This window comes from Undibacterium sp. Ji50W (genome assembly GCF_049340445.1).
Lineage (GTDB): Bacteria > Pseudomonadota > Gammaproteobacteria > Burkholderiales > Burkholderiaceae_D > Undibacterium.
In genome coordinates this window covers 1-12,506 of sequence record NZ_JBMPOX010000020.1, presented here as the reverse complement: position 1 = coordinate 12,506, position 12,506 = coordinate 1, and the positions used below count along the sequence as shown (strand labels likewise).

The window sequence follows — 12,506 nt, the reverse complement described above, 5'->3', positions numbered from 1 at the left end:
TTTCTATTTGAAAGATGCATTATGGCAACAGGTACCGTCAAGTGGTTCAATGATTCCAAAGGTTTCGGCTTTATCACTCCGGATGACGGCGGTGAGGATTTGTTCGCCCACTTTTCCGCAATCCAGATGAACGGCTTCAAGACCCTGAAAGAAGGTCAAAAAGTAACGTTCGAAGTCACGCAAGGCCCTAAAGGCAAGCAAGCTTCCAACATCCAAAATCCTTAATACCGATTCTGGCTTTATGAAAAACCCCGCTCAGGCGGGGTTTTTTTTCACCTGCTGCCCGCCTGCATTCATTTTGCCTTAAATCCGGTTCAAGGCTACAGTAGAACTCCTTTTGATTGTAGCGCTACCCGGAACCCGATTTGCTTCATGAAACTCAGGTATAAAATCATCCTGCTGGCGGTGGCGCCCTTCCTGTTGTCCTTTGCCGGGATAGCGCTAGCCGTGTTTTACCAGGCAACCTTTCTCGCCAAGCAGCAAAGAAACACAGTTGAGCAAGCTTACCTGGCCAGCAAGGAAGCCGAGCTCAAGCATTATGTCACCCTGGGCACAGCGGCCGTTTCCCATCTTTACAACAGCAAACAACAAAGCCCGGCCACCCGCGAAGAAGCCAAGAAGATCCTGGCCGCACTGGATTTTGGCGACGATGGTTATTTTTACATTTATGACATGCAGGGCAAAAACCTGATGCACCCGCGCCAGCCCGACCTGGTTGGCAAGGATTTATGGGGCATGACTGACCCACAAGGCAATTTCACCATCCAGGATTTGATCAACAAGGCCAAATCCGGTGGCGGTGCCATCCGCTACATGTGGGAAAAGCCATCCATGCACAAGGTCATGCCCAAGCTTGGCTATGTGGTCATGCTGGAACAATGGGGCTGGATGCTGGGCACCGGCATTTACCTGGACGATGTCGACAACGCCCTCAATAAAATTGACATACAAGTGGCGAAAAACATACAAAGCACCATGTCCTGGATCGCCGGCATTGCCCTCATCAGCGCCCTGCTGATTGCCTTGTCCGGGCTGGCGCTGAATATCAGTGAATCGCGGCTGGCTGAAGCCAAGCTCAAAGTGCTGGCGCAAAGCGTGGTCAGCTCACAGGAAGATGAACGGGCCCGCCTGTCGCGCGACCTGCATGACGGCCTTAGCCAGTTGCTGGTATCGATCAAGCTGCAGATCGAATCCGGCCAGGTCAAGCTGGGCCAGAATAATGGCAACCCGGATGCCGCCAAGACTTCCTTCGCGCGTGCCACCGACCAGCTTAACGAAGCCCTCAGCGAGGTGCGACGCATTTCCCACAACCTCCGCCCTGCCCTGCTCGATGATTTGGGCGTGGTGGCCGCATTTGGGCACCTGGCGGACGAATTTGAAAGCGCCACGTCCCTGCCGGTCAGCTTCCACGCCGAAGGTGATTTCCATGCGCTGAGTGAAATCAGCAATACCGTGCTGTTCCGGGTGGCGCAAGAGGCGCTGACGAATATCCACAAACATGCCGAAAAAGTCAGCCATGTCGATATGCAACTGAATTGCGAAGGCAGCAGCATCTGCCTCATCATTACCGATGACGGCAGCGGCTTCGACATCAAGGGCGTGGCCAACCACCCGCACCGCGGCATAGGCCTCAGCAATATGCGCGAACGACTGGCCGCCATCAACGGCAGCCTGGAACTACAATCAAATAATGACGGCACCACCGTCATCGCCCGCATTCCGAACGGAGAAGACACATGACCGACCAACAAACGGTCCAGCCACTGCTGACAGAAGCTGCGCCAGACAGCGCCAATCAACAGCCAACCCAGGTCCACCTGCTGCTGGTGGATGACCACCCGCTGGTCAGGGATGGCCTGCGTGCCCGGCTGGAAACCATCGCCACCATCCACGTCGCTGGCGAAGCCGGTAACGCTGAAGAAGCGCTGGCCATTGCCGCCTCTACCAGGATCAACCTGGTGCTGATGGATATCAACCTTGGGACAGGGAATGGCATCAGCCTGACAGCCCGTTTCAAGGCCGACTACCCGGACATTGCCGTCATCATGCTGTCCATGCATGAAAAGGCAGAATATGTGAACCAGTCCATGCAGGCTGGCGCGCGCGCCTATGTCCTGAAAGATGCCCCGGCGGTGGAAATCATTGAGGCTATCGACACGGTCATCGCTGGCGGCACGTATTTCAGTTCCGGCCTGAAAAAACAGAGCGGCACACCCGACAACAGCCAGATACTGACCCAGCGGGAACAAGACATATTAAAAAGCATTGCCACCGGCAAATCCAATAAACACATCGCCAATGAACTGGGCCTGAGCGTCAGGACCGTGGAAACCCACAGACTGAATATCAAGCGCAAGCTCAATATCGAGGGACAGGCGGATTTGATACGGTATGCCTTGAATAATGTGATTGCCTAAGTCCTGCAATAAACAAACCGACCCGCAGGTCGGTTGTTCAGCTTATTTCTTTTTGTATGCTTCGAGTGCACGGGTTCTATCGTCCACCCCTTCTTTTTCTACATCGAGCAAGCCTTGTCTTGCGGTATTGATCTGCCTGACCAGGCCGTTATATTGGTTCAGATCCTGTTCAGTGTCGAACATCAGGCTACCAGCTTCGAGTTTGATTTTGCCAAAGCGACTTTCACACAAGGCTAGCACCTGCTTTTTCAATTCCAGAAACGACCGCAAATATTCATTGCGGCGTATCCGGCGATCAAGGATGTCTTCCATGGTCTTTTTATTGTCAGCCACAATTTCCTGCCTTTGCTGCGGCGTCATGACGATTCTTTCTACCGCGTCGGTATAGGTCGCACGCAAGCTGTCAAAGCGCTTTGAATTATTATCGAACATATTTTCCGCAGCCAACAAGGTAAGATTGCCTTTTTCCAATCCTTCGCGCGTGGTCAAATTTGCTGGCAGCAAAACATCGCCAAGGTCTATGGCTTTCATCTCTTCAGAAAATTGCATATTCTGTTTGAGGTTGGCGCGCAGATAGTCGAAAGTCAGGCGTGCCTCCTGGTCAAAAAACCGTTGGCCAGTCAGCGGAATGCGCTCAGATAACTTGACGTTTTCGCCCAGCTCATCTTTTTCAAGTTTGAGACTCATTTCCATCAACTCGGCAATCGATTTGCGGGCCTGGCGTATGCGGGCCTGCATTTCATTCTTGGACCAGTTACCCAACTCTTCCTCACGTTCATTCTGACTGTTTCTCAATGCATTGATTATGCTCAGGACAGTGGGTGTCGCACGAAATTCATTCAGGGCCTTGCGGTCGGCGATGGGCAATTTATTGAATTCAGCTTTCGCGGCATCCAGGTTTTGATTCGTCTGGATTTGCCACAGTCGAGTAGAAATCCTGCCTATCGGCTTGGGTAATTCCTTCAACAGCTTTTGCGCATAGTCAGACGACAAATACTTGGCAAGCACGGTGGAGGTATGCAGATTAATGGCATCGACGGTAAAAGGCCGCATGAAAATTTCCTGGTCCATATACGTCTCAGGCTTTGCTCTGTTATTGGTTTCCACTTCACGCCGGATGGAATTCTGTATCCCCTGGTCTAAACCAAACATACGCACAATTTGCTGCACATCCTCGACGCGGGCCGGAGTGGTGATGGGTATCACCGCCGCTTCAGCAAACGAAGCAAGGCAAGACAAACAAGACAAAAACAGCATTATTAATAATCGCCATACAGACATTTTCATTCCCTCATTCATTTTATAATTTTTGATTTTTTTAGGACTGACGCAAAACCGCCCCAAAGCGTTGCAGCTCCTGGCCGTACTAAATATTTTTATTACTTTACTTATTTTTCTTCAGTCGCTCTGCTTCAAGCTCCGCCAAGGGTCTGTATTCAGCCGTCAATATTCCTTTTTCAACAGAACGCTGCATATACACCATGGCCTTGATCTTGTTGCCGTTGATGATATTTAGTTGCGCAATATAGAAATAAGCTTCTGCCAGGGCGGCGTCCAACTCATCTCCAGTGCGCTTATGCACCTGATGCAATACCTGGTCTTCTGATTTTCCGCCGGTATTGGTCGCTGCCAGCATGTCATAGAGCCAGTCGTCACCACTGTCTATCGTGCTTGCCAGCGTAGCTTGCGGATTTTGACGTTTCAGCGCCAACTGACGCAGGATATTGGCGCGTAATTTGGCGTGACTGGTATTGCTTTGATCAAAGCTCAAGGCAAAACTGTCAGCTGCTTCACGCCATTTTGCCAGCGCGAACAGAGACATGCCCCTCAGCATATGAACATCACCATCGGCAGGGGCTTGCGCCAGCAAACGCCCGGCATCGCTTTCACTATTCTTGAAATCACCAATCGCAAAATAAATTTTTGCACGGCAGCGTAACAACACCTGGGCATCCAGTGCTTCTTTTTGCAAGGCCTGCAAATCGGCATTGGCTTCAGATTTTCTTCCCATGCGGGCATAGGACAAGCCGCGCTCACATAAAGCGATGCCAGCATTGCTGCTGTTGGCGCGCGCCTCATTGATGAGCCGGGTCTTGCTGCGGATGTTTTCTTCCAGTTGCTCGCTTATTTTTTGTTTCAGCGGCAGGTCGGCGACGGGCTTGCGGTCGGCGGCCTCCCGCACATCTGTCTTGCGTACGTTCGCCGCGCCTTCCATCATCGCGCCGAATTTGCGCGTATCTGCCATATACTCGACCACTTCCTGCGGCGCTACCCGGTCTCTCAAGGTGCGCAGTTCTACCGAAGCCCGGAACACATTCCCTTTAAACGTCAACACCTCGCTGGCCTGGAATGCCGGGTTGTCTATCTTTGAAGTCGATGGCGTGTAATTCGCATTGATTTCTTCAGGCAGGTTGATTTCCAGTTCATACCGAATCAATGGCGTAAGGCCAGCCACCACCAGTGGCTGGGTGCGCTTGGGGTTTTCTGGCAAGACAAAACGCTCACGCATATTCGATGCCTGATAACGCAATTGCCATCCAGCAGCTGTCTTTTCCAGCATGCCGGGGATCTGGAAATTCAACTCTATGTTCAGGGTATTGGCCTGGCGATTGTCTGTCACCGTTGGTCCGGATCGCAGTTCGGCATTCGGATAGCGCCGCAAAACGGAAGCAATATACCCGTTCTTGACCTGTTCCCTGGTCTGGCTGGCCAGGTAGTGACGCACCTGTTCTGCCTCAACCCCAGAGTATTGGTGGATAAGCTGGAAATCTGCCAGTCCGTCCAATTTCTGCAAGCGGATTTTCTCTACCCTGCCGTTGATGGTCTGTGTGCCTTCATCTTTTTTCGGGACGGTAGCCAGATCGCGCGTCTCTTTTTGAATCACCAGCACTTCCGCCCCTTCATGTACCTGGCCCATATTGGTCAGGGGGCCATACTGAGCCGCCCGGGTCGGGTCCAGATAGTAGGTCTTGCCATTCACCCTGGCCCGGACTATTGCATGATCAAAGGCCATCGGTGTGGGCAGCATTTTTCCGGCCAGTCTTGGATTGGTGGCAGAAATCAATACGGGTGACGCCTCTATACCCAGCTTGCGCAAAATGGTCACCAGCAACAGGGATTTATCTTTGCAGTCACCATAACGACGCGACAAAACCACGTCCGGAGGGAAAGGTTTGTGCGAATTTTCACCGATGGAAATCGACAGATAGCGTATCTCGTTTTGTACGTAGGCCAGGGCTTGCTGCACCGTTTCATCGGAATTGGCCGCACCACGCAAACCGGCAACGACTTTTTCGACATCGGCACTGGTGTTGCTCACATCAAACAGGTTTTGCGCCCATTGACTCACTTGCTGCCATTGTGAAAATTCTGAAAACTGTATCGCCCGGAACTGGAGTACGTCGCTCGGAACATACGGTTCATACTCGATCGCTTTCATGGGGCCGGCAGAAAAGCTCATGATTTTGCGACCAGCGACTTGTTCTTCCCTGGTCTGGATAGCGCCGTTACCCTGTCCTATCACCCGGTAATTGATCGGTCTGCTGATAGGCGAACTCAGGCGCACACGCTTGCGCAAGGTGGGAAAACTGTTATCCCACAACATGGTTTGAAAGAAGTTCCCGTCAAAGACAGGATTCTGCCCCGTCGTTGTATAGGCTATATCAACAATATCACCCACCCGTATATCGTCGATCACGATAGAGGCAGTGACAGAACCGGTGAAGATGCCAGAATCGAGATCACTCTCCATTTGCAGATAGCGGATGTCGGCCGTCGTGGTCTTGTCAAACACGGTGGCACCGCGCAATACCCGCACGCTGTGCAGGCCGACTCGCTGGTATTCGGGGTGGAAAGGGATTTCTATCCTGCCCACCTGGGTCAGCATGGACGCTTCATTCACCTGCGTCATGCGATGGATGTAAGTGCCAGGCTGCTTGTCGACATATACCTGGACGTCGGACAGGCGAATCACCAGTGGTGCTGTGATGCTGGCATCCGCGACCTGTTTTCCCTGGTCTTGCTCAACCCAGGCCGGAACAGCCTCGCCGCGCGTCAGGTTCTTTTCAAAGCGTTGCGGATCTTGTGATTTGCCTGTGCCAGGATTATCCGTTTGGGCTGCATGCACCAGGCCATTGCATAGCAATACCAGAAAAACTGCACAACAGACAAAGAGAAAGCCGTAGTTGAACTGTTGATTCAGTCTGCAAGATAGTCTTGTCAGAGATATCGCTTCAGTTGCTTTTTTACTTGTTTTGTATGGCGTCATAAGTATGCAAGGAATGGTTCACTGGCTTGAAAATACAATCAAGAAAAGCGAGTGGCATTATTGCGGATTATGATGATCAACAGCCATGAAAACACAGACCAGTATGGTCGTGCCGGAGTCCCGAAGCCATGATCCAACAATCTATGCCTGCTCTGAAAACCAACTTCGAGATTTGTTTGTCGGGATAATTTTATCAGATTGATTTATTTTCATGCTAAAAACTCGCAACCAGCAAAAAGCCCTCTGTCTTGCGACAAAGGGCTTTTTATTGCTTTCCTTACAGGTGATACGGCTTGCTGCAAGCCGTATCACAATATTGGAATTTACATGTTTTCGATCATGACATCGCCGAAACCGGAGCAAGACACTTGGGTCGCGCCTTCCATCAGACGGGCGAAGTCATAAGTGACTTTCTTGGCTGTGATGGCTTTTTCTGTAGCGCTGATCAACAGATCGGCGGCTTCCAGCCAACCCATGTGGCGCAACATCATTTCTGCGGACAAGATCAGGGAACCTGGGTTCACATAATCTTTACCGGCGTACTTAGGTGCTGTACCGTGGGTTGCTTCAAACATGGCGATAGAGTCAGACAGGTTAGCGCCTGGAGCAATACCGATACCACCAACCTGGGCTGCCAGCGCATCAGAGATATAGTCACCGTTCAGGTTCAGTGTAGCGATCACACTGTATTCTGCCGGACGCAACAGGATTTGTTGCAGGAAGGCGTCAGCGATGGAATCCTTGACAGTGATTTCTTTGCCTGTTTTAGGATTCTTGAATTTGCACCATGGGCCGCCATCGATCAGTTCTGCGCCGAATTCTTTTTGTGCCAAAGCATAAGCCCAGTCACGGAAGCCACCTTCGGTGTACTTCATGATGTTGCCTTTGTGGACGATAGTCACGGATGGCTTGTCATTGTCGATAGCGTACTGAATCGCTTTGCGTACCAGACGTTCTGTGCCTTCACGGGATACTGGCTTGACGCCGATACCAGAAGTTTCAGGGAAACGGATTTTCTTGACGCCCATTTCTTCGGTCAGGAACTTGATCAGTTTTTTAACCTGGTCAGAACCTTCAGCGAATTCAATACCAGCATAGATATCTTCAGAGTTTTCACGGAAGATGACCATATCTGTTTTTTCTGGCTCACGCACTGGGGAAGGCACGCCTTTGAAATAACGCACTGGGCGCAGACAGACGTACAGGTCCAGTTCTTGACGCAGGGCCACGTTCAAAGAACGGATGCCGCCGCCAACTGGCGTAGTCAGTGGGCCTTTGATGGAAACAACGTAGTCTTTCAAGACTTTCAGTGTTTCTTCTGGCAGCCAAACATCAGGGCCATAGACTTTAGTGGATTTTTCACCGGCATAGATTTCCATCCAGCTGATTTTGCGCTTGCCTGCATAGGCTTTCGCTACGGCCGCATCAACGACCTTGATCATGACCGGGCTGATATCAACACCAGTGCCATCACCTTCAATGAAAGGGATGATAGGATTGTCAGGAACATTCAGCGAAAAATCAGCATTGACGGTAATTTGTTTACCTTCAGCAGGTACTTGAATATGTTGATACATCGTTTTCTCCGTAGTTGGGCGATCAAGCGGGTCGCGCTTTTCTCTTCATTTGTCTTGCATGCCCATATGTTGCCGGTCGTCAATTTGACTGATCCAGCAGATCAGGACAGCATGACTTTTGCATTAACTCTTCTATAAGACACAAGACCATCATTTCGTATTATGCACTACTATTTTACTGTATGCCATCAGTTTGTCAGCTTTGCTGGCATCAAGGCAGCCAGATTCACGCTGCAAGCCTGCCTTCGGCAATCTCCATCATAGTCCTTATGTGGCTTGTGGGCAGGTTTATGGTGAATAAAAATCATCTTTGTTGATGACGGCAGACCCGGACGATCCTTCCTGGATTGCTGACGGTTTTTGCTTCAGGCATTTTACGGTTACCATATTGGCATGAAACTGATTTTGCTCAATAAACCCTTTAATGTGATGTGCCAGTTCTCTGCACACCCCACCCGCCCTACCCTGGCTGATTACGTCAAGATTCCCCATATCTATCCTGCTGGCAGGCTCGATGCCGATAGTGAAGGACTGTTGTTACTGACTGATGACGGTCAATTGCAAAACCGCATCAGCCATCCTGACCATAAACAAGCCAAGACTTATCTGGTGCAGGTGGAAGGCACGCCCGGCCGGGAAGCACTGGAGAAACTGCGCCAGCCACTGGACCTGGGTGATTTTGTGACCCAGCCCTGCATCGTCAAGCACATCCATCCACCCGAATGGTTGTGGCCACGCACACCACCCGTGCGCGACCGCGCCAGCATCCCCACCAGTTGGTTGAGCATGACTTTATCAGAAGGGAAAAATCGCCAGGTCAGGCGTATGACCGCGGCAGTCGGCCTGCCAACCCTGCGTCTGGTCAGAAGCAGCATAGGGGGCTATTCACTGGAAACCCACCCTTTATTGCCCGGCGAATGGCTAGAAGTTAAACTTTAAACAAAACTTGCACGGAATTTTAGAAAAAATGCCTGAAACCATATAAATTAATTAGAATTCCTGTCAACGCCCGGGTAACTGATCGCGTTATTTACCATGATTCAATTGAATCACTATTAACCAACTCTTGATGAAGGACATTAAAATGAAAAAATTGATCGCCGCTCTGGTCGCATGTCTGTTTGCTTCTGCCGCTTTTGCCCAAGCATCTGCTCCTTCAGCTAAAGCATCTGCACCAGCCAAAGCTTCGGCATCCGCATCTGCTTCTGCCGCAGCGGCTGCATCTACTGATGCATCCAAACCAGCTAAAAAAGCGAAAAAACATAAAAAAGCAGCATCTGCTTCCGCATCCGCATCGATGTAATTTTTACACTTTTTAGTGTAAAAGCAAGGCAGGCTTATCCCCTGCCTTTTTTTATTGTCTGAATTTAGACAACATGGCAGCGCACAAAGCAAAAAACCGCAAGACATTGCGGTTTTTTTTCACTTCAGGCCAAGCTAGACTTGGTAATCTAGACTACCAATGCAAAAGCTTATTGGTCTTGCTTAAAAGCAGGCTTAAAAATTAAGCCAGTGCTTTCAAAGCAGATGCCAGACGGCTCTTATGGCGAGCTGCCTTGTTTTTGTGAATGATTTTCTTGTCAGCGATACGGTCGATAACCGAAACGGAGCTTTGGAAAATTGTAGTTGCAGCAGCTTTGTCACCAGCTTCGATTGCTTTACGAACAGCTTTGATCGCTGTGCGCAGCGTGGAACGCTGACTGGAGTTGTGTGCATTCAGTTTAACTGCTTGACGAGCACGTTTGCGTGCTTGTGCGGTATTTGCCATGAGATTTCCTAAACGTGGTCAAAGCGACGAGGTCAAAACATTTGATTAAATGCCACGTCGCAAAAATTCTATACAGCTTTGCAGTATAACTGGATTTATTTTTAATGGCAAGCATTCCTGTCGAATCTTGCCACAAGCATGCCTGTTTTTCGCGTGGAAGCAGGATTTTCGCAACTGTCATGCCCAATAAATGCCTGACTGTATCTATGCGCATGGGGGTAAACGGTGCAAAACTAGCTGCTAAACACTATTTTACCGCTTACTCGCCGGTTTACCTGCCACACCCTTTTTATATGTGAAAGCTTCGCCATGAATTGCATACCCCTGACCCTACGCGGAAAATATGTCACGCTGGAACCGCTGACACAAGGTCATATCGCCGACATCCAGGCTGCCGCTGCCGATGGCGAGTTGTGGAAACTGTTTTTTACCTCTGTCCCCACGCCTGACAATACCCAGAACTGGCTGAATATCGCGCTGGAGATGCAACAACAGCAAAAAGCCCTGCCCTTTGTCGTGCGTGAAAACGCCAGCGGCCAGATTGTCGGTGCCACCAGATACTGTAATATGGACATGAACAACAAGCGCCTGGAAATTGGTTACACTTGGTATGCGCAGCGCGTGCAACGCAGCCCGGTGAATACCGAATGCAAGCTGCTGTTGCTGGGCCATGCCTTTGAAGAATTTGGCTGTATTGCCGTCGAGTTCCGCACAGACTGGTTCAACCGCCGCTCGCAGGCTGCGATAGAGCGCCTGGGTGCCAAGCGGGATGCCGTCCTGCGCAATCACATGATTTTGCCGGATGGACGCATCCGTGATACGGTGGTATACAGCATCCTGAATTCTGAATGGCCGGGTGTGAAAAAGAATTTGCAATACATGCATACTAAATATGAAACCTAGTGTAGTGCTGCACTAGTAAATAGGGAGACTGACCAGTGCTGATCGATTTTTTCTTTACCCTGAAAGACGCCAGGATACCGGTATCCATCAAGGAATTCTTGATGCTGCTGGAAGCCATGGAAAAAGGCCTGGTCAGCATGTCGCTGGACGATTTCTATTTCCTGTCGCGTATCATCATGGTCAAGGATGAAGCGCATTATGACAAGTTCGACAAAGCTTTTGGCCTGTACTTCAAGGGCATAGACACCATCTTTGAAAAGCGTCCCGACATCCCGCTGGACTGGCTGACAAAGCGCATGGAACGTGAATTGACCGATGAGCAAAAAGCCGCCATCGAGAAATTTGGCTATGACAAGCTGATGGACAGGCTGCAGGAATTACTCAAAGAACAAAAGGAACGCCACGAAGGCGGCAGCAAGTGGATAGGCACTGGCGGCACTTCTGCCTTTGGCAATGGCGGCACCAACCCCGAAGGTATACGCATCGGTGGCAAAGGTGGTGGCCGCAGCGCCGTCAAGGTGTGGGAAGCGCGTTCTTTCCGCGATTATGACGACGGACGTGAACTCGGCACCCGCAACATCAAGGTCGCTCTGCGCCGTCTGCGCAAATTCGCCCGCCAGGGTGCAGAAGAAGAATTGGCACTGGACGCCACCATCAAGGCTACCGCGAATAACGCCGGCTACCTCGACATCAAGATGCAGCCAGAACGCAAGAACAACATCAAAGTGCTCATGCTATTGGACGTAGGCGGCACCATGGACGACCACATCGCCCAGACCGAAGAATTATTCTCCGCCGCCAAGACCGAATTCAAGAACATGGAATTCTTTTATTTCCACAACTGCGTCTACGACCACCTGTGGAAAAACAACCGCCGCCGCCATGCAGAAAAATTCCCGACCTGGGATGTCTTGCGCAAATACACGCCCGACACCAAGGTCATCTTCGTCGGCGACGCCACCATGAGCCCCTACGAAATCCTGCAGGCTGGCGGCTCGGTCGAATACAACAACGAAGAAGCCGGCGCCACCTGGCTACAACGCTTCACCTCTGCCTTCCCCAAATACATCTGGCTCAATCCCGAACCAGAAGGCCTGTGGCAATACCGGCAATCGATCTCCGTCATCAAACAGATCATGAGCAACCGCATGTTTCCAGTGACGATAGAGGGGCTGGAGCGGGGGATGAGGTTGTTGAGTAAGTGAGGTTTAGCTGCGCTGATGTGCAGGACATAGCAATGTAAATACTGGTTGCATTGACGTTGCTTTTGACTCTGCTTTTGAACTTAATCCGCTTGGGACGAAGCCATTTGTGTAGTGCAGAAAATGGAAAAAGAAGGTCCGATGTTTGAGCGAAGCGAGTTGCGGACCTTCCCATTTTTTGCGCTACATAAATGGGCACTCCCGCAGGGAGCGAGTCTGCGGTCGCCTTTTCTTTGGATACTTGCTTTTGGCGAAGCCCCTCCATGTCAGGATAGATGTCGCGTCATCAGAAATCTAACCCGTTGGAGAGCGAAAGGCAGAGTAAGATGAAACGAGTACGCTATACGGCAGAACAAAAGGAATGGGTAATTC

The 12,506-nt window shown here is 50.7% G+C and carries 11 protein-coding genes; 7 read left to right on the top strand and 4 right to left on the bottom strand.

Annotated features, from left to right (window positions below):
- Nucleotides 1–21 precede the first annotated feature (21 nt).
- The 3 genes from ACO0K9_RS21905 to ACO0K9_RS21895 all read left to right on the top strand — a co-directional run bounded on the left by ACO0K9_RS21905 (nucleotide 22) and on the right by ACO0K9_RS21895 (nucleotide 2,417).
- Nucleotides 22–225: a cold-shock protein gene (locus ACO0K9_RS21905; RefSeq protein ID WP_162021162.1), complete on the top strand. Its 204-nt coding sequence runs from the start codon at nucleotides 22–24 to the stop codon at nucleotides 223–225.
- A 147-nt stretch (nucleotides 226–372) separates the two neighbouring features.
- The gene (locus tag ACO0K9_RS21900) at nucleotides 373–1,740 is read left to right on the top strand and encodes a cache domain-containing protein (RefSeq protein ID WP_422988402.1); all 1,368 of its coding nucleotides are present in this window, start codon (nucleotides 373–375) and stop codon (nucleotides 1,738–1,740) included.
- Entirely contained in the window at nucleotides 1,737–2,417 is a 681-nt protein-coding gene (locus ACO0K9_RS21895; RefSeq protein WP_422988400.1) for a response regulator transcription factor, read from the top strand. The genes ACO0K9_RS21900 and ACO0K9_RS21895 overlap by 4 nt, the downstream gene beginning before the upstream one ends.
- 42 nt (nucleotides 2,418–2,459) lie before the next feature.
- On the opposite strand, the gene ACO0K9_RS21890 is transcribed toward ACO0K9_RS21895, so the two are convergent.
- The 3 genes from ACO0K9_RS21890 to icd all read right to left on the bottom strand — a co-directional run bounded on the left by ACO0K9_RS21890 (nucleotide 2,460) and on the right by icd (nucleotide 8,261).
- Nucleotides 2,460–3,698 (bottom strand): hypothetical protein, encoded by a 1,239-nt coding sequence (locus tag ACO0K9_RS21890; RefSeq protein ID WP_422988398.1) that lies wholly within the window; start codon nucleotides 3,696–3,698, stop codon nucleotides 2,460–2,462.
- Nucleotides 3,699–3,801: 103 nt separating this feature from the next.
- Nucleotides 3,802–6,543: a DUF3857 domain-containing protein gene (locus tag ACO0K9_RS21885; RefSeq protein ID WP_422988397.1), complete on the bottom strand. Its 2,742-nt coding sequence runs from the start codon at nucleotides 6,541–6,543 to the stop codon at nucleotides 3,802–3,804.
- Nucleotides 6,544–7,007: 464 nt separating this feature from the next.
- Nucleotides 7,008–8,261 carry an NADP-dependent isocitrate dehydrogenase gene (icd, locus tag ACO0K9_RS21880; RefSeq protein WP_110257378.1) on the bottom strand — a complete coding sequence of 418 codons (1,254 nt, stop codon included), beginning with the start codon at nucleotides 8,259–8,261 and terminating at the stop codon, nucleotides 7,008–7,010.
- Between the two features lie 393 nt (nucleotides 8,262–8,654).
- Between icd and ACO0K9_RS21875 the strand changes: the two genes are divergently transcribed.
- Nucleotides 8,655–9,200, top strand: a complete 546-nt coding sequence (locus ACO0K9_RS21875; protein ID WP_422988394.1) for a pseudouridine synthase — start codon at nucleotides 8,655–8,657, stop codon at nucleotides 9,198–9,200.
- A 145-nt stretch (nucleotides 9,201–9,345) separates the two neighbouring features.
- Nucleotides 9,346–9,564, top strand: coding sequence for a hypothetical protein (locus ACO0K9_RS21870; RefSeq protein WP_422988393.1), 219 nt, complete (start codon nucleotides 9,346–9,348; stop codon nucleotides 9,562–9,564).
- Between the two features lie 201 nt (nucleotides 9,565–9,765).
- Here the strand turns inward: ACO0K9_RS21870 and rpsT are convergent, their stop codons facing one another.
- On the bottom strand, nucleotides 9,766–10,029 hold the full coding sequence (gene rpsT / locus ACO0K9_RS21865) for a 30S ribosomal protein S20 (protein WP_422988391.1): 264 nt from the start codon (nucleotides 10,027–10,029) through the stop codon (nucleotides 9,766–9,768).
- A gap of 309 nt (nucleotides 10,030–10,338) precedes the next feature.
- Between rpsT and ACO0K9_RS21860 the strand changes: the two genes are divergently transcribed.
- Nucleotides 10,339–10,932, top strand: coding sequence for a GNAT family N-acetyltransferase (locus tag ACO0K9_RS21860; RefSeq protein WP_422988389.1), 594 nt, complete (start codon nucleotides 10,339–10,341; stop codon nucleotides 10,930–10,932).
- 35 nt (nucleotides 10,933–10,967) lie between these two features.
- Complete coding sequence (locus ACO0K9_RS21855; protein WP_422988387.1) at nucleotides 10,968–12,137, top strand: vWA domain-containing protein; 1,170 nt, start codon at nucleotides 10,968–10,970, stop codon at nucleotides 12,135–12,137.
- Nucleotides 12,138–12,506: the final 369 nt, after the last annotated feature.

Coding starts and splice junctions, on each gene's coding strand:
- ACO0K9_RS21875 (WP_422988394.1), top strand. CDS start 8,655: ATGAAACTGATTTTGCTCAATAAACCCTTTAATGTGATGTGCCAGTTC.
- ACO0K9_RS21870 (WP_422988393.1), top strand. CDS start 9,346: ATGAAAAAATTGATCGCCGCTCTGGTCGCATGTCTGTTTGCTTCTGCC.
- ACO0K9_RS21905 (WP_162021162.1), top strand. CDS start 22: ATGGCAACAGGTACCGTCAAGTGGTTCAATGATTCCAAAGGTTTCGGC.
- ACO0K9_RS21900 (WP_422988402.1), top strand. CDS start 373: ATGAAACTCAGGTATAAAATCATCCTGCTGGCGGTGGCGCCCTTCCTG.
- ACO0K9_RS21895 (WP_422988400.1), top strand. CDS start 1,737: ATGACCGACCAACAAACGGTCCAGCCACTGCTGACAGAAGCTGCGCCA.
- ACO0K9_RS21890 (WP_422988398.1), bottom strand. CDS start 3,698: ATGTCTGTATGGCGATTATTAATAATGCTGTTTTTGTCTTGTTTGTCT.
- icd (WP_110257378.1), bottom strand. CDS start 8,261: ATGTATCAACATATTCAAGTACCTGCTGAAGGTAAACAAATTACCGTC.
- rpsT (WP_422988391.1), bottom strand. CDS start 10,029: ATGGCAAATACCGCACAAGCACGCAAACGTGCTCGTCAAGCAGTTAAA.
- ACO0K9_RS21860 (WP_422988389.1), top strand. CDS start 10,339: ATGAATTGCATACCCCTGACCCTACGCGGAAAATATGTCACGCTGGAA.